This window comes from Solibacillus sp. FSL R5-0449 (assembly GCF_037975215.1).
Lineage (GTDB): Bacteria > Bacillota > Bacilli > Bacillales_A > Planococcaceae > Solibacillus.
Map to the genome: position 1 here is coordinate 1 of NZ_CP150239.1, position 18,689 is coordinate 18,689.

Here is an 18,689-nt window from a genome sequence, read left to right on the forward strand (position 1 = left end):
TTGGAACATTTAGAAAACCTATGGAATGCCGTCCTTGCCCAAGCTGAACAGAAAATCTCGAAACCGAGCTTTGATACTTGGCTGAAATCAACAAAACTTCTTGCACATAGTGGCACAAAGGTGACGATTTCCGCGCCTAACTCTTTTGCCCGCGATTGGCTTGAACAATACTACATCCATATGATTACAGGAATACTAAACGAGTTAACAGGAGAGGATTTAGTCATTAATTTCGTGGTCCAGAAAGATCAGGCCGCTGATGACTTTGAATTACCGCCCCCAATTACTCAAGCAAAATCAAGTGAACACCATGACATTACCCCAGGTATGCTCAATCCAAAGTACACATTTGATACATTCGTTATTGGTTCCGGTAACCGTTTTGCCCATGCAGCGAGCTTAGCTGTAGCGGAAGCACCTGCAAAAGCTTACAACCCTTTCTTTATTTACGGGGGGGTAGGATTAGGCAAAACTCACTTAATGCACGCAATTGGACATTACGTAAAAGAACACAATCCGACAGCAAATGTCGTTTATTTATCATCTGAAAAGTTCACAAATGAGTTCATTAACTCAATTCGTGATAATAAGACAATCGATTTTCGAAATAAATACCGAAATGTTGATGTACTGCTAATAGATGATATTCAATTTTTGGCTGGTAAGGAATCGACACAAGAGGAATTCTTCCATACATTCAATACACTACATGAAGAATCAAAGCAGATTGTCATCTCAAGTGACCGTCCTCCAAAGGAAATACCAACTTTAGAAGATCGTTTGCGTTCGCGCTTTGAATGGGGACTGATTACTGATATTGCACCGCCTGATTTAGAAACGCGTATTGCGATTTTACGTAAAAAAGCAAAAGCAGATGGGCTCGATATTCCAAATGAAGTCATGCTTTATATTGCCAATCAGGTTGATACGAATATTCGTGAACTTGAAGGGGCGCTGATCCGCGTTGTCGCCTATTCATCTTTGGTAAATATGGATGTTTCGCCTGAACTTGCTGCCGAAGCTCTAAAAGATATTATGCCAAACTCAAAACCGCGCATGATTTCCATTTTGGATATTCAAACAGCAACCGGAGAGCATTTTAATATTCGACTGGAAGACTTTTCGGCAAAACGCCGTACAAAATCCATTGCTTTCCCAAGACAAGTTGCAATGTACTTATCTCGTGAATTGACCGACTTTTCTTTGCCGAAAATTGGCGAAGAATTTGGGGGTCGTGATCATACTACGGTAATCCATGCCCATGAAAAGATCTCTTCTTTACTTAAAACAGATCAGCAGCTTCAGCAGGATATTAAACAAATTCGTAGTATGTTAGGTAAATAAACTCTGTGTATAACTTTCTCCTTTCCGCACAAGTCTATACACAACTTATCAACATGTGGATAGTGCGCCCCATATGTGTAAAATAGGGGTTATCCACAAATTCACAGGCCCTATTACTATATCTATTAATATCTTTAAATAAATAATTAATTATATAAGAGAGGTAAACTAATGAAATTTACTATTTTGCGTGATCGTCTTTTAGCAGGTTTGAACGATGTAATGAAAGCTGTAAGTTCAAAAACAACGATCCCTATTTTAACGGGGATTAAAATTGATGTTACAAACGAAGGTATGACGTTAACTGGTAGTGATGCAGACATTACAATCCAGACATTCATTCCTGTAGAAGAAAATGGCGAACAGATTATGGATATTACACAAACAGGTTCTATTGTGCTGCAAGCTCGTATGTACAATGAAATTATCCGTAAATTGCCTACTAATGAAGTAGAAATCGAAATTACAAACGGATATGCAACGATTATTCGTTCAGGTAAGTCTGAGTTCCACCTTATTGGCTCAGATGCAACAGAATATCCACAGCTACCTGAAATTGCTGCAGACCGCCAATTTACGATTCCAACAGATTTACTAAAATCAGTTATTAGAGAAACTGTCTTTGCTGTAGCGACATCGGAAAGCCGTCCGGTGTTGACAGGTGTAAACTGGAAAGTAGAAGGCGATGCATTAATATGCGTTGCAACGGATAGTCATCGTTTAGCGCGTCGTAAAGTGAATCTTGAAAATTTACCAAATGATATTACTTCAGTAGTAATTCCAGGTAAAAGCTTAAATGAATTGAACAAAATTTTAGAGGACACAAATAATCCTGTTCAAATCGTACTGACAAACCAGCATGTATTGTTTAAAACAGATGATGTCCTGTTCTTCTCTCGTCTATTAGAAGGCAATTATCCGGATACATCACGTCTAATTCCGGAAGAGTTTAAAACAATGATTACGATTAACGGCAAATCTTTATTGCAGGCAATTGACCGTGCTTCGCTTTTAGCACGTGAAGACCGCAATAATGTTGTTCGTTTTGAAACATTGGAAAATCAAACAGTCGAAATTTCATCAAATTCACCTGAGATTGGTAAAGTTGAAGAGCAGATCCAAGTGGAAAGTCTGGAAGGCGAAACATTAAAGATTTCATTTAGTGCGAAATATATGATGGAAGCCTTAAAAGCGATTGATGGACAAGATGTAGTAATCGAATTTACAGGTGCAATGCGCCCGTTCATCTTACGATCAGTAGCGGATGATGCAATACTGCAGCTGATTTTACCGGTACGTACTTACTAAAATTCAATAAATTTTTTAAAAGGAACGGTCTTAACTTGTTATTGAGACCGTTCCTTTTTTACTTATGGACAGTTTTTAGGTATGATAGAATGATAAGACTTTATTTAAGTGGAGGATGAATTACGTTGAATGAATTAGTAATTGATACAGAATATATAACGCTTGGTCAAGCGCTGAAAATGACAGATGCAATTAGCTCTGGCGGTATGGCAAAGTGGTTTTTAAGTGAACATGAAGTGTATGTAAATGGAGAAGTCGAAGATCGCCGCGGGAAAAAACTGCGTCATGGAGATGTGATTAATATTCCAGGAGTAGGACGCTATAAAATTGTCGATGCATTTATTGAAAACGGAGAAAATTAATTCATGAACATCGAGCGCTTGCAGCTAACAGATTATCGTAACTACGAATCGTTAACACTGGATTTTTCAGATAAAATTAATGTTTTTATTGGGGAAAATGCTCAAGGAAAAACAAATGTAATGGAATCAATCTATGTACTAGCGATGGCCAAATCTCATCGTACCGCGAACGATAAAGAATTAATACGTTGGGATGCGGATTATGGTAAAATAGAAGGTGTGGTAAATAAGCGTTACGGTGGCGTTCCTATCGAATTAACGATTTCAAAAAAAGGCAAAAAGGGCAAAATCAATCATCTTGAACAGACGAAACTAAGCAATTATATCGGACAGATGAATGTAGTAATGTTTGCACCAGAAGATTTGAATATCGTAAAGGGCAGCCCCCAAATTCGCCGAAGATTCATCGATATGGAAATCGGGCAAATTTCCCCTGTTTACTTACATGATTTACTAACATTCCAAAAGATTTTGAAACAACGTAATCATTTACTAAAAAAGAATGCGGGAAAACAATCACTCGCATCCGATGTGATGTTTGAAATTTATACAGAACAATATGTGCAGGCGGCAATTCAAATTATCCGTAAAAGATTTCAGTTTATCGAGCTTTTACAAGATTGGGCTGAGCCGATTCACTTCGGTATTTCGCGCGGATTAGAAAAGCTTGTTATAAAATACCGTCCTGTAACAGGGATGGAAGCAAGCTGGACTGCCGAAGAAATGGCGGATTACTTAACGAAGAAACTAGAAGAAGTGAAGCAGCGTGAAATTGAAAGAGGCGTAACACTTATAGGCCCTCATCGGGACGACCTTCAGTTTTTTGTCAATGATTACGATGTTCAAGTTTACGGCTCACAAGGCCAGCAGCGAACAACGGCATTATCTTTGAAACTTGCCGAAATCGAACTTATCAAACAGGAAACGAAAGAAACGCCGATTCTTTTATTGGATGATGTTTTATCTGAATTGGACGATTATCGCCAATCACATTTATTAAATACAATTCAAGGTGAAGTCCAGACATTCGTTACAACAACGAGTGTAGAAGGAATTCACCATGACACAATACAGCACGCAAAATTGTTCCAAGTAACACAGGGAACAATTGAACAACCATAGTGCATTGAAATACGTAAAAAAGAAGCATACTGATAGTTATGAAAGAGTAGGTGAACAATAGTGGCTTTAGAAGATAATAAAGTCCAGCAATCTTATGATGCGGATCAGATACAGGTATTAGAAGGATTAGAGGCTGTTCGAAAACGTCCTGGTATGTATATTGGTTCAACAAGTTCAAAAGGATTGCACCATTTAGTTTGGGAGATTGTTGATAATAGTATTGATGAGGCTTTAGCAGGTTATTGTACAGGAATCACAGTGACAATTGAACAAGACAATTGGATTCGCGTAGAAGATAACGGTCGTGGTATTCCCGTAGATATTCAGGAAAAAATGGGTATGCCTGCTGTTGAAGTAATTATGACAGTACTTCATGCAGGCGGTAAATTCGGCGGTGGAGGCTACAAAGTATCAGGTGGTCTTCACGGTGTTGGTGCCTCTGTAGTAAACGCACTCTCGAGTCAGACAATTGTTCAAGTACACCGCGATGGTAAAATCCATGAAATCATTTTTGAACGCGGTCAAACGGTTCAAAAGTTAACAGTTGTTGGTGAAACAGACCATACAGGTACAACAACACGATTTAAAGCAGATGGCGAGATTTTCAAAGAAACAACAGTTTATGAATACGATATTTTAGCGACACGTATCCGTGAATTGGCTTACTTAAATCGTGGCATCAGCCTTACAATCGCTGATGAACGCATAGGACAAGAACGTTCTGAAACATTCCACTTCGAAGGTGGTATTCGTGAATATGTTGAGCATATAAACGAAAATAAAGAACCTATCCATGTACCGATTGATGTGTTGGGCGAAAAAGAAGGCATTACGGTTGAAATTGCGATGCAGTATAATGCAGGCTTCAGTTCCAATATTATGTCTTTTGCCAACAACATCAATACGTATGAGGGTGGTACGCACGAATCAGGCTTTAAAACTGCCTTAACACGTGTGATCAACGACTATGCCCGCAAAGCAAACCTGATTAAAGAATCGGATGCCAATCTTACTGGTGAAGATGTTCGTGAAGGTTTAACGGCAATCGTATCAATAAAACATCCAGAACCTCAATTTGAGGGTCAAACAAAAACTAAACTTGGAAACTCTGAAGTAAGTCAGATTACAAATGCTTTATTCTCAGACGGATTTGAACGTTTCTTGCTTGAAAATCCATCGGTTGCACGCCAAGTTATCGAAAAAGGTACAATGGCGGCACGTGCACGTGTAGCAGCGAAAAAGGCTCGTGAATTTACACGTCGTAAATCTGCACTTGAAGTTTCAAGTTTACCAGGTAAATTAGCAGACTGTTCTTCGACAAACCCTGCTGAATCTGAGATTTATATCGTAGAGGGTGACTCTGCCGGTGGATCTGCTAAATCAGGCCGTGACCGTCATTTCCAGGCGATCTTGCCACTGCGCGGAAAAATTCTTAACGTTGAAAAAGCACGCTTGGACCGTATTTTATCGAATGCCGAAATCCGTGCAATGATTACAGCATTCGGTACTGGTATTGGGGAAGAGTTTAATTTAGAAAAAGCACGTTATCACAAAATTGTCATTATGACGGATGCTGATGTCGATGGTGCACATATTCGTGTACTATTGCTGACATTCTTCTTCCGTTTCATGCGTCCATTAATCGAAGCGGGTTATGTATATGCAGCAAAGCCGCCTCTATATCAGGTAAAACAAGGGAAACATGTTGAATACTGCTACTCAGATCAGGAATTAGAAGATATTTTAAACCGTCTTCCAAAATTACCGAAGCCTAATGTACAGCGTTATAAAGGTTTAGGGGAAATGAATGCAACACAATTATGGGATACAACAATGGATCCAGAGCACCGTACTTTAATTCGAGTAGAATTGGATGATGCAATTGAAGCGGATAAAATTTTCGATCACTTAATGGGTGATGAAGTTGCACCTCGTCGTGATTTTATCGAAGAAAATGCAGTATACGTGCAAGACTTGGATATTTAACATCCTTCTGCGGGTTTTAAACACCCGCAGAGGGATGCAATTATGCTTGGACATAATTGATTAGTTAGTGCAATTGGAAGGAGGTCCTCATTTTGTCTGACATTCAGCATGGACATATTGAATCTAGAAATATTACAACAGAAATTAAATCATCTTTCCTAAGCTATGCGATGAGCGTTATCGTTTCGCGTGCCTTACCGGATGTGCGTGATGGACTTAAACCAGTACATCGCCGTATTTTGTATGGTATGCAGGAGCTAGGAAATACTTCAGATAAACCATATAAAAAGAGTGCCCGTATCGTTGGGGACGTAATGGGTAAATACCACCCTCACGGTGACTCATCGATTTATGATGCAATGGTGCGTATGGCGCAGGATTTCAGCTATCGTTATATGCTAGTGGACGGCCATGGTAACTTTGGTTCAGTTGATGGCGACGGTGCTGCAGCAATGCGTTATACAGAATCACGTATGTCAAAAATCGCGATGGAAATGCTGCGCGATATTAACAAAGATACAATTGATTATGGACCAAACTATGATGGCAGTGAAAACGAACCTTTAGTATTGCCGGCACGCTATCCGAATCTATTGGTGAATGGTGCTTCTGGTATCGCAGTAGGTATGGCTACAAATATTCCGCCACATCATCTTGGAGAAACAATTGATGGTGTATTAGCAGTAGCAGATAATCCAGGCATTACGACAGAAGAGCTAATGGAAATTATTCCAGGTCCGGATTTCCCAACAGGGGGAATTATTTTAGGACGCAGTGGTATTCGCCGTGCCTATGAATCGGGTCGTGGCTCACTGACAATTCGTGCTAAAGTGGAAATTGAACAAGCTTCAAACGGTAAAGAGACAATTTTAGTGCACGAATTACCGTACCAAGTTAACAAAGCAAAGCTAATTGAAAAAATTGCCGAGTTAGTACGCGATAAAAAAATTGATGGCATTACTAATTTACGTGATGAATCTGACCGTAATGGTATGCGTATCGTTATTGAAGTACGCCGTGATGCAAATGCAAATGTCGTACTGAACAATTTGTTTAAACAAACAGCGATGCAGTCAAGCTTTGGTGTAAATATGCTTGCATTAGTCGATGGACAGCCAAAAGTATTAAGTCTAAAAGAAGTGCTTTATCATTACTTAGAACACCAGAAAGTAGTTATTAAACGTCGTACTGCATTCGAGCTTCGAAAAGCAGAAGAACGTGCACATATTTTAGAAGGTTTACGTATTGCGCTTGATCATATTGATGAAATTATTTCGATTATCCGTGCTTCTCGCAGCGGTGAAGAAGCAAGACCACAATTAATGGAGCGCTTTAATTTATCTGAACGCCAGGCGCAAGCGATTTTAGATATGCGTCTTGTACGTTTAAGCGGATTGGAACGCGAAAAAATTGAGGCTGAGTACCAGGAACTTCTAAAGTTAATCGATGAATTAAAAGCGATTTTAGCGGACGAAGCGAAAGTGATTGAAATTATCCGCACAGAAATGACGGATATTAAAGAGCGCTACAGTGATGACCGCCGTACAGAAATTACAGCTGGCGGCTTAGAAATGATCGAAGACGAAGATTTAATTCCTCGTGAAAACTCGGTACTTACATTAACACATAACGGTTATATTAAACGTTTGGCAGCGAACACATATCGCTCGCAAAAACGTGGCGGCCGTGGTGTACAAGGTATGGGAACGAACGAAGATGATTTCGTAGAACATTTATTATTCACTTCTACACACGATACAATTCTTTTCTTCACTTCAAAAGGGAAAGTATTCCGTGCAAAAGGATATGAAATTCCGGAGTTCGGTCGCCAAGCGAAGGGACTGCCGATTGTAAACTTGCTTAATATCGATAAAGGTGAGCATGTTACGGCAATGATTCGCGTAACAGAATTCAAAGAAGATGCTTACTTTATCTTTACTACAAAAACAGGGGTAACGAAACGTACACCTGTTGATCAGTTTGCGAATATCCGTACGAATGGTTTAATCGCCATTACATTGCGTGAAGACGATGATTTAATTTCGGTCCACTTAACAGATGGCACAAAGGAAATTATTATCGGTACAAGCGATGGTATGTTAGTACGATTTAAAGAGGACGATATCCGTTCGATGGGTCGTTCAGCTGCCGGGGTACGCGGTATTAAACTTCGTGAAGGTGACTTTGTAGTAGGAATGGAAATTCTTGAACCAGGTCAGGAAATTTTAGTTGTCACAGAAAATGGTTACGGTAAACGTACACCTGAATCCGAATACCGTTTGCAAAGCCGAGGCGGTTTAGGTCTGAAAACGATGCAGATTACTGATAAGAACGGTAAGATGTGCGCGGTAAAGGCTGTGGATGGATCAGAGGACATTATGCTGATTACGATTAATGGTATGTTAATCCGTATGGACGTAAATGATATTTCTGTTATTGGCCGTAGCACACAAGGTGTTCGTTTAATCAGACTTGCTGAAGGCGAACATGTAGCAACTGTTGCACGTGTGAAAAAAGAAGATGATGCTCCGGATGAAGAAGAAATCGATTCTGAAACTGAAGAAGAGTCAAATTCAGCTATAGAAGAGTAATTCGAAAAGTAATCTAGTTAGTTTAGACTATCTAGATTACTTTTTTTGGTTGTAATTTATTTTCCATTCGTTATAATTAACGTTAATATGAAAAAATTAGTAGTTATTTAGAAAGAGTAATTCAATGAATGTGAATTTATCCTTACTTTATAACCGATAACGAGCTTAAGGGGTTGTGAAATTGGAAGCTATATTGATAAGAGTTGAGGAATTGCGATTAGGTAAAGTAATTGCTGAAGATATTTTTGCCAATACACAATATCCGATTATCTATAAAAATACAAAAGTAAAGCCGGAACATTTACGCGTATTTGAACTTTTTAATTTAAAAACGGTATTAGTACATAATGAAATCGAAGTTGAAGAACCAGAGATAATTGAAGAAAAGTTAGATAATCCTATTCCTATAGATTTACCAATACAGCAATCCACAAGTTTTGAAAGATCCTATCTTGATGGAATCGCACTGTTGAAAAAGGAATTTTCAAATTGGGAAGCCGGCGGAAGAGTAGACCTGACAAAAGTAAGAAATATCATAATTCCGTTAATGGATATGGCTTTAGAGAACCGATCATATATATTTGATCTGAACAGTTATTCGAATGCAAAGGACTATTTATACCACCATAGTATTGCTACAGGTTTAATAGCTGCAGTCATTGCAAAGAAAATGGGATACGAGCGTGGGGACACGATTCAGCTGGCCATCGCCGGAATGTTAGCAGATAGTGGAATGTCCAGAATTCCTTCACGTATTCGGGATAAGAAAAGCGCTTTAACAGAAGCCGAATTTGGGGAAGTACGAAAACATCCTTACTATAGTTACTTACTCATTAAAAATGTAACAGCTATAAAGGATATTATGAAAGTAGCTGTGTACCAGCACCATGAACGGCTGGATGGCAGTGGCTATCCAAAAGGTGATCGAAGCGGATCTATTTCGATCTTTGCTCAAATCATTGCGGTAGCAGATGTATTCCATGCGATGACCAGTGAACGGATGTATCGTTCGATGCAGTCTCCTTTTAAAGTAATCGAGATGATTAAGGAAGAGGAGTTTGGAAAATTTGATATTAAAGTTGTTCAAGCTTTAATGGATATTATCGTTGATTTACCAATAGGAACAAAAATCGAGTTATCCAATCTAGAACTGGGTGAAGTAATGTTCATCAACAAATATTCACCAACACGTCCACTTGTGAAATTAACGCGTACAGGAGAAATTGTAGATCTTTCTTCTAATAGAAGCTTTTATATTTCACGTGTTATTACACAAGGGTAAAAATTGAATGAATTAATCGCTAAGGGGGTCTTTTCTTATTAGAAGGAATACCCTCTTTTTTTATATTAGTTTTGCATGATTAAATAGGTGTAAATTAAAATAGAAAAACATTAAAGAAATTGTTGACGATTAGAAATACAAATGTTATTATATTAAAAGTCCTTACAAGATAACATCTTATGAAAAGCAAATTTCGAATAAATGTTGACTTAAGTTTAAGGATGCTGTAGAATAATAAAAGTTGTCGCATGAAAGCATAATACTTCGACAACAAAAAACTTTTCATTAAAAGTGTTGACAAACAACATTGAATAATGATAAGATATAAAAGTTGTCACCGAGACAACATAATGAACCTTGAAAACTGAACAAGCAACGTTAATGAAACAAGCTTCTTAAATGAAGCAAACAATAGATTTCAACTTCTAACGAAGTTGGATCGCTAGCAAAGCAAATGAGCTTTCAAACTACTTTTATGGAGAGTTTGATCCTGGCTCAGGACGAACGCTGGCGGCGTGCCTAATACATGCAAGTCGAGCGGAAATTTTATTGGTGCTTGCACCTTTAAAATTTTAGCGGCGGACGGGTGAGTAACACGTGGGTAACCTACCTTATAGATTGGGATAACTCCGGGAAACCGGGGCTAATACCGAATAATACTTTTTAACACATGTTTTAAAGTTGAAAGACGGTTTCGGCTGTCACTATAAGATGGACCCGCGGCGCATTAGCTAGTTGGTGAGGTAACGGCTCACCAAGGCAACGATGCGTAGCCGACCTGAGAGGGTGATCGGCCACACTGGGACTGAGACACGGCCCAGACTCCTACGGGAGGCAGCAGTAGGGAATCTTCCACAATGGACGAAAGTCTGATGGAGCAACGCCGCGTGAGTGAAGAAGGATTTCGGTTCGTAAAACTCTGTTGCAAGGGAAGAACAAGTAGCGTAGTAACTGGCGCTACCTTGACGGTACCTTGTTAGAAAGCCACGGCTAACTACGTGCCAGCAGCCGCGGTAATACGTAGGTGGCAAGCGTTGTCCGGAATTATTGGGCGTAAAGCGCGCGCAGGTGGTTCCTTAAGTCTGATGTGAAAGCCCCCGGCTCAACCGGGGAGGGTCATTGGAAACTGGGGAACTTGAGTGCAGAAGAGGATAGTGGAATTCCAAGTGTAGCGGTGAAATGCGTAGAGATTTGGAGGAACACCAGTGGCGAAGGCGACTGTCTGGTCTGTAACTGACACTGAGGCGCGAAAGCGTGGGGAGCAAACAGGATTAGATACCCTGGTAGTCCACGCCGTAAACGATGAGTGCTAAGTGTTGGGGGGTTTCCGCCCCTCAGTGCTGCAGCTAACGCATTAAGCACTCCGCCTGGGGAGTACGGTCGCAAGACTGAAACTCAAAGGAATTGACGGGGGCCCGCACAAGCGGTGGAGCATGTGGTTTAATTCGAAGCAACGCGAAGAACCTTACCAGGTCTTGACATCCCGGTGACCACTATGGAGACATAGTTTCCCCTTCGGGGGCAACGGTGACAGGTGGTGCATGGTTGTCGTCAGCTCGTGTCGTGAGATGTTGGGTTAAGTCCCGCAACGAGCGCAACCCTTATTCTTAGTTGCCATCATTCAGTTGGGCACTCTAAGGAGACTGCCGGTGATAAACCGGAGGAAGGTGGGGATGACGTCAAATCATCATGCCCCTTATGACCTGGGCTACACACGTGCTACAATGGACGGTACAAACGGTTGCCAACCCGCGAGGGGGAGCTAATCCGATAAAACCGTTCTCAGTTCGGATTGTAGGCTGCAACTCGCCTACATGAAGCCGGAATCGCTAGTAATCGCGGATCAGCATGCCGCGGTGAATACGTTCCCGGGCCTTGTACACACCGCCCGTCACACCACGAGAGTTTGTAACACCCGAAGTCGGTGAGGTAACCTTTTGGAGCCAGCCGCCGAAGGTGGGATAGATGATTGGGGTGAAGTCGTAACAAGGTAGCCGTATCGGAAGGTGCGGCTGGATCACCTCCTTTCTAAGGATTTTTCGGAATCATTCCCTTGGGGAATGAAACATTAACGTTTGCTGTTCAGTTTTGAAGGTTCATTCTTAAATGAATGAAATACTTCAAAACACTCGTTCTTTGAAAACTGGATAAAACGACATTGAAAGCAATAAATCAAATTTCTATTTTATAGATTTTTAAACAAGTCAAGCAATTGACGTGTAAACTTAAATCTTGGACTCGTTCCAAGTGTTAACTTTTGGTTAAGTTAATAAGGGCGCACGGTGGATGCCTTGGCACTAGGAGTCGATGAAGGACGGCACTAACACCGATATGCCTCGGGGAGCTGTAAGTAAGCTTTGATCCGGGGATTTCCGAATGGGGGAACCCACTATCTTTAATCGGATAGTATCTTCACGTGAATTCATAGCGTGTCGAAGACAGACGCAGAGAACTGAAACATCTAAGTACCTGCAGGAACAGAAAGAAAATTCGATTCCCTGAGTAGCGGCGAGCGAAACGGGAAGAGCCCAAACCAAAGAGCTTGCTCTTTGGGGTTGTAGGACACTCTATACGGAGTTACAAAAGAATGAACTAGACGAAGCGACTTGGAAAGGTCCGCGAAACGAGGTAAAAGCCCTGTAGTCAAAAGTTCATTCCCTCCAGAGTGGATCCTGAGTACGGCGGAACACGTGAAATTCCGTCGGAATCCGGGAGGACCATCTCCCAAGGCTAAATACTACCTAGTGACCGATAGTGAACCAGTACCGTGAGGGAAAGGTGAAAAGCACCCCGGAAGGGGAGTGAAATAGATCCTGAAACCGTGTGCCTACAAGTAGTTAGAGCCCGTTAATGGGTGATAGCGTGCCTTTTGTAGAATGAACCGGCGAGTTACGATTACGTGCGAGGTTAAGTTGAGAAGACGGAGCCGCAGCGAAAGCGAGTCTGAATAGGGCGAATTAGTACGTGGTCGTAGACCCGAAACCAGGTGATCTACCCATGTCCAGGGTGAAGGTGAGGTAACACTCACTGGAGGCCCGAACCCACGCACGTTGAAAAGTGCGGGGATGAGGTGTGGGTAGCGGAGAAATTCCAATCGAACCTGGAGATAGCTGGTTCTCTCCGAAATAGCTTTAGGGCTAGCCTCGTGATTGAGAATACCGGAGGTAGAGCACTGTTTGGACTAGGGGGGCATCTCGCTTTACCGAATTCAGACAAACTCCGAATGCCGGATATTTATACACGGGAGTCAGACTGCGAGTGATAAGATCCGTAGTCAAGAGGGAAACAGCCCAGACCACCAGCTAAGGTCCCCAAGTAATCGTTAAGTGGAAAAGGATGTGGCGTTGCTTAGACAACCAGGATGTTGGCTTAGAAGCAGCCATCATTTAAAGAGTGCGTAATAGCTCACTGGTCGAGTGACGCTGCGCCGAAAATGTATCGGGGCTAAACGATTCACCGAAGCTGTGGATGCATACTTTGAGTATGCGTGGTAGGAGAGCGTTCTAACAGCGTTGAAGTCAGACCGGAAGGACTGGTGGAGCGGTTAGAAGTGAGAATGCCGGTATGAGTAGCGAAACATGGGTGAGAATCCCATGCACCGTATGACTAAGGTTTCCTGAGGAAGGCTCGTCCGCTCAGGGTTAGTCGGGACCTAAGCCGAGGCCGATAGGCGTAGGCGATGGACAACAGGTTGATATTCCTGTACCACCTCCTCACCGTTTGAGAAATGGGGGGACGCAGTAGGATAGGGTAAGCACGCCGTTGGTTGCGCGTGTTCAAGCAGTAAGGCGTGTATGTAGGCAAATCCGCATACTTTAACGTTGAGCTGTGATGACGAGCTCGTATGAGCGAAGTTCCTGATTTCACACTGCCAAGAAAAGCCTCTATCGAGGTGAGAGGTGCCCGTACCGCAAACCGACACAGGTAGTCGAGGAGAGAATCCTAAGGTGTGCGAGAGAACTCTCGTTAAGGAACTCGGCAAAATGACCCCGTAACTTCGGGAGAAGGGGTGCTTCTTTGGGTGCATAGCCTAGAGAAGCCGCAGTGAATAGGCCCAGGCGACTGTTTAGCAAAAACACAGGTCTCTGCAAAACCGTAAGGTGACGTATAGGGGCTGACGCCTGCCCGGTGCTGGAAGGTTAAGAGGAGCGGTTAGCGCAAGCGAAGCTGTGAATTGAAGCCCCAGTAAACGGCGGCCGTAACTATAACGGTCCTAAGGTAGCGAAATTCCTTGTCGGGTAAGTTCCGACCCGCACGAAAGGCGTAACGATCTGGGCACTGTCTCAACGAGAGACTCGGTGAAATTATAGTACCTGTGAAGATGCAGGTTACCCGCGACAGGACGGAAAGACCCCGTGGAGCTTTACTGTAGCCTGATATTGAATTTTGGTACAACTTGTACAGGATAGGTAGGAGCCAGAGATCTCGGAGCGCCAGCTTCGAAGGAGGCGTCGGTGGGATACTACCCTGGTTGTATTGAACTTCTAACCCATGCCCCTTAGCGGGGTAGGAGACAGTGTCAGGCGGACAGTTTGACTGGGGCGGTCGCCTCCTAAAGAGTAACGGAGGCGCCCAAAGGTTCCCTCAGAATGGTTGGAAATCATTCGTAGAGTGTAAAGGCATAAGGGAGCTTGACTGCGAGACCTACAAGTCGAGCAGGGTCGAAAGACGGGCTTAGTGATCCGGTGGTTCCGCATGGAAGGGCCATCGCTCAACGGATAAAAGCTACCCCGGGGATAACAGGCTTATCTCCCCCAAGAGTCCACATCGACGGGGAGGTTTGGCACCTCGATGTCGGCTCATCGCATCCTGGGGCTGTAGTCGGTCCCAAGGGTTGGGCTGTTCGCCCATTAAAGCGGTACGCGAGCTGGGTTCAGAACGTCGTGAGACAGTTCGGTCCCTATCCGTCGTGGGCGTAGGAAATTTGAGAGGAGCTGTCCTTAGTACGAGAGGACCGGGATGGACATACCGCTGGTGTACCAGTTGTCTTGCCAAAGGCATCGCTGGGTAGCTATGTATGGACGGGATAAGTGCTGAAAGCATCTAAGCATGAAGCCCCCCTCAAGATGAGATTTCCCATTACGCAAGTAAGTAAGACCCCTGAAAGACGATCAGGTAGATAGGTTCGAGGTGGAAGTGCGGTGACGCATGCAGCTGACGAATACTAATCGGTCGAGGACTTAACCACATTTTATTGCACAAACTCAATGAAACGTTTATCCAGTTTTGAAAGAATGAAAATTCTTTTCAAGGGTTTCAAGACACAAGCTAGTCGAGGAAACGACTGAGTGATTGAAGGAGCGTACTCAAGTACGTGACTGAAAGAACGAAGGAAGTTGACGAAGGATAGCGCCGTGTATTGGAAGCCGTAATAGTGAAGTGATGATGGCAAAGAGGTCACACCCGTTCCCATACCGAACACGGAAGTTAAGCTCTTTAGCGCCGATGGTAGTTGGGGGCTTCCCCCTGTGAGAGTAGGACGTCGCTTCGCACATGTAAAAACCCACTGAGAAATCAGTGGGTTTTTTGTTATAAAATACTTATTTTCTTCCTTTAAGAAGAAAAACACTAATAATATAATATTCCGAATTATTTTACTTTTTAAAGAATCTTGACAGTGATGTCCCTCGGAGTTAACCTTACAATAATATTCTTTTCTAAATAGGAGGCATTCTTAACAATGTGGGAAACAAAATTTGCTAAAGAAGGTTTAACATTTGATGATGTACTATTAGTGCCAGGACACTCTGAAGTGTTACCGAAAGATGTTAATTTATCTGTAAATCTAACTGACAACATTAAGTTAAACATTCCGTTAATCTCTGCAGGAATGGATACTGTAACCGAATCGAAAATGGCAATTGCTATGGCTCGACAAGGTGGAATTGGTATTATCCATAAAAATATGAGTATTGATGAACAAGCAGAAGAAGTTGAAAAGGTAAAACGTTCTGAAAATGGCGTTATTACAAATCCTTTCTTCCTTACACCCGATCATCAAGTTTTCGATGCAGAGCATTTAATGGGCAAATACCGCATTTCAGGTGTCCCTATTGTAAATAACATGGAAGATCAGAAGTTAGTTGGTATTATTACTAACCGTGATTTACGCTTCATTTCAGATTACTCATTAAAAATTGATGATGTAATGACAAAAGAAGATTTAATCATTGCTCCTGTTGGGACAACTTTAGAAGATGCTGAAAAAATTCTTCAACAGTATAAAATTGAAAAATTACCGATTGTTGATGAAGCAGGAAAATTAACTGGCTTAATCACAATCAAAGATATCGAAAAAGTAATCGAATTCCCGAATGCAGCAAAAGACAGCCATGGCCGTTTAGTTGTAGGAGCAGCAGTTGGTGTTTCTAAAGATACAATGATGCGTATTGCCAAGCTAGTCGAAGCGCAAGTGGACATCGTTGTAATTGATACAGCACATGGTCATTCTCAAGGCGTTTTAAATACAATTAAAGACATTCGTGCAGCTTACCCGGACTTGGATATTATTGCAGGGAATGTTGCAACAGCTGAAGGGACACATGCATTATTCGAAGCTGGTGCCGATGTTGTAAAAGTAGGAATCGGACCAGGTTCTATTTGTACAACTCGTGTTGTTGCAGGTGTTGGTGTACCACAAATTACAGCTGTATACGATGCAGCATCAGTTGCCCGTGAACTAGGTAAAACAATTATTGCGGATGGCGGTATCAAGTATTCAGGCGATATCGTAAAAGCATTAGCTGCAGGTGGACATACTGTAATGCTAGGTTCATTATTAGCAGGAACATCTGAATCTCCAGGTGAAACAGAAATTTTCCAAGGACGTCGCTTTAAAGTGTACCGCGGAATGGGTTCACTAGGTGCAATGGAAAAAGGTTCTAAAGACCGTTACTTCCAAGAAGATGCGAAAAAGCTTGTACCAGAAGGAATTGAAGGACGTTTACCATACAAAGGACCTTTAGCAGATACAATTCACCAATTAGTTGGTGGTGTACGTGCCGGAATGGGTTACTGCGGTGCACCGGATTTAGAACATTTACGTGAAAAATCACAGTTCATTAAAATGTCGGGCGCAGGCTTACGTGAATCACATCCACATGATGTACAAATTACGAAGGAATCACCAAACTACTCTTTACAATAATTACTAGGAAACTTTCAAACGTTACTATCGTCAAATTGAAGATAGTAACGTTTTTTTATTAACAGAAGGTCACATACAACTACTTATGTATGATAAAATGACGTTAGACAAGAATAAAAATTGGAGGTAGCTTTGTGAAGAAGGTAAGAAAGCAAACGGTATTAAGCATTGTCTTAATCCCGATTTTAATACTTAGCATGCTGGCGATGACACCTGCTAAGACGAACGCAGCAACGGATTTGGGATTAACGGTAGATGCAGCAATTTTAATTGATGCAGACACAGGAAAAATTTTATATGAGCAAAATGCAGAGACTGCTTTAGGTATTGCAAGTATGACAAAAATGATGACAGAGTATCTATTACTTGATGCAATAGAAGAAGGCTCAATTTCATGGGATCAGCAATATAATGTATCAGAGTATACATATAAAGTTTCCCAAAACCGTTTATTAAGTAATGTGCCGTTACGTGCTGATGGTACGTATACGATTAGAGAGTTATATGAAGCAATGGCAATCTATTCTGCAAATGCTGCTACAATTGCAATTGCTGAAACAATTGCAGGTACAGAAAAAGAGTTCCTGAAATTGATGGATAAAAAAGCAGAAGAACTTGGCTTGGAAAATTATAAATTTGTAAACGCAACAGGTTTGAATAATGCCGATTTACAAGGCATGCATCCAGAAGGTACTGGAGAAAAGGATGAAAACGTAATGCCGGCTCGGTCTGTAGCAAAATTGGCGTACAACTTATTAAAAGATCATCCTGACATGTTAGAAACAGCAAAAATTCCGAAGAAAGTATTCCGTGAAGGAACTTCGGATGCAATTAGCATGTCCAACTGGAACTTCATGCTACCAGGTCTTGTTTATGAATATGAAGGCGTAGACGGCTTAAAAACAGGAACAACTGATTTTGCCGGTCATACGTTTACAGGTACAGCTAAACGCGGTGATACACGTTTAATCGCGGTAGTAATGAAAGCAGTGGATTCAAAAGGTGTTGGCTCTTATAAAGCACGTTTTGATGCGACAGCGAAGTTATTCGATTATGGATTTGGTCAATTTTCAAAAGTAGAACTTCTTCCAGGTAACTATGTATTTGAAGATCAAAAATCAATCCCTGTTATTAAAGGGAAAGAGGACTCTGTCAAAATCGGTGTAAAAGAACCGGTTTCTGTAATGGTTAAGACGAGCGAAAAAGATTCATACGTTCCGACATTGACATTGGACAAGAAAGAACTTGAAGCAGGAATTGAGAAAGACCAAGTAGTAGGCCAGGCTGTACTTGCACCTAAAGAAGGTGTGGATTTCGGCTATATTGACGGCAATCCTATTACAGCAGATGTCGTAACGACAGAAGCGGTAGAACGTGCAGGTAAAATCTCATTGATGTTCCAAGGTATCGGAAGCTTTTTCGGTAATTTATGGAATGGTGTATTTGGATTTGCAGGTAACTTAATTAAATAATGAATGGGCTTTTCTATAAGTAATCACTTGTAGAAAAGCTTTTTTTTCGTCTAAAAGCATTTTTTCGAATTGGAC

At 41.7% G+C, this 18,689-nt stretch carries 9 protein-coding genes and 3 rRNA genes; all 12 read left to right on the forward strand.

Annotated features, from left to right (window positions below):
* Nucleotides 1-1,344, forward strand: coding sequence for a chromosomal replication initiator protein DnaA (dnaA, locus tag MKY27_RS00005; protein WP_079523596.1), 1,344 nt, complete (start codon nt 1-3; stop codon nt 1,342-1,344).
* 171 nt (nt 1,345-1,515) lie between these two features.
* A complete protein-coding gene (gene dnaN, locus MKY27_RS00010; protein WP_079523597.1) occupies nt 1,516-2,652 on the forward strand; it encodes a DNA polymerase III subunit beta in 1,137 nt (378 codons plus the stop codon).
* 125 nt (nt 2,653-2,777) lie between these two features.
* On the forward strand, nt 2,778-3,014 hold the full coding sequence (gene yaaA, locus MKY27_RS00015) for a S4 domain-containing protein YaaA (RefSeq protein WP_339174585.1): 237 nt from the start codon (nt 2,778-2,780) through the stop codon (nt 3,012-3,014).
* Between the two features lie 3 nt (nt 3,015-3,017).
* Nucleotides 3,018-4,136, forward strand: coding sequence for a DNA replication/repair protein RecF (recF, locus tag MKY27_RS00020; protein WP_339196734.1), 1,119 nt, complete (start codon nt 3,018-3,020; stop codon nt 4,134-4,136).
* 60 nt (nt 4,137-4,196) lie between these two features.
* On the forward strand, nt 4,197-6,122 hold the full coding sequence (gene gyrB / locus MKY27_RS00025; protein WP_339196737.1) for a DNA topoisomerase (ATP-hydrolyzing) subunit B: 1,926 nt from the start codon (nt 4,197-4,199) through the stop codon (nt 6,120-6,122).
* 92 nt (nt 6,123-6,214) lie between these two features.
* The gene (gene gyrA, locus MKY27_RS00030) at nt 6,215-8,713 is read left to right on the forward strand and encodes a DNA gyrase subunit A (RefSeq protein WP_339174590.1); all 2,499 of its coding nucleotides are present in this window, start codon (nt 6,215-6,217) and stop codon (nt 8,711-8,713) included.
* Nucleotides 8,714-8,894: 181 nt separating this feature from the next.
* The gene (locus MKY27_RS00035; protein WP_339196739.1) at nt 8,895-9,995 is read left to right on the forward strand and encodes an HD-GYP domain-containing protein; all 1,101 of its coding nucleotides are present in this window, start codon (nt 8,895-8,897) and stop codon (nt 9,993-9,995) included.
* A 472-nt stretch (nt 9,996-10,467) separates the two neighbouring features.
* Nucleotides 10,468-12,023, forward strand: a 16S ribosomal RNA gene (locus tag MKY27_RS00040).
* Nucleotides 12,024-12,254: 231 nt separating this feature from the next.
* Nucleotides 12,255-15,183 (forward strand): 23S ribosomal RNA (locus MKY27_RS00045).
* Nucleotides 15,184-15,370: 187 nt separating this feature from the next.
* A 5S ribosomal RNA gene (gene rrf, locus MKY27_RS00050) occupies nt 15,371-15,486 on the forward strand.
* Together the 16S, 23S and 5S rRNA genes form the textbook arrangement of a ribosomal RNA operon.
* A gap of 189 nt (nt 15,487-15,675) precedes the next feature.
* Nucleotides 15,676-17,142, forward strand: coding sequence for an IMP dehydrogenase (guaB, locus tag MKY27_RS00055; RefSeq protein WP_339196740.1), 1,467 nt, complete (start codon nt 15,676-15,678; stop codon nt 17,140-17,142).
* Between the two features lie 134 nt (nt 17,143-17,276).
* Nucleotides 17,277-18,614, forward strand: coding sequence for a D-alanyl-D-alanine carboxypeptidase family protein (locus MKY27_RS00060; RefSeq protein WP_339174595.1), 1,338 nt, complete (start codon nt 17,277-17,279; stop codon nt 18,612-18,614).
* Nucleotides 18,615-18,689 lie beyond the last annotated feature (75 nt).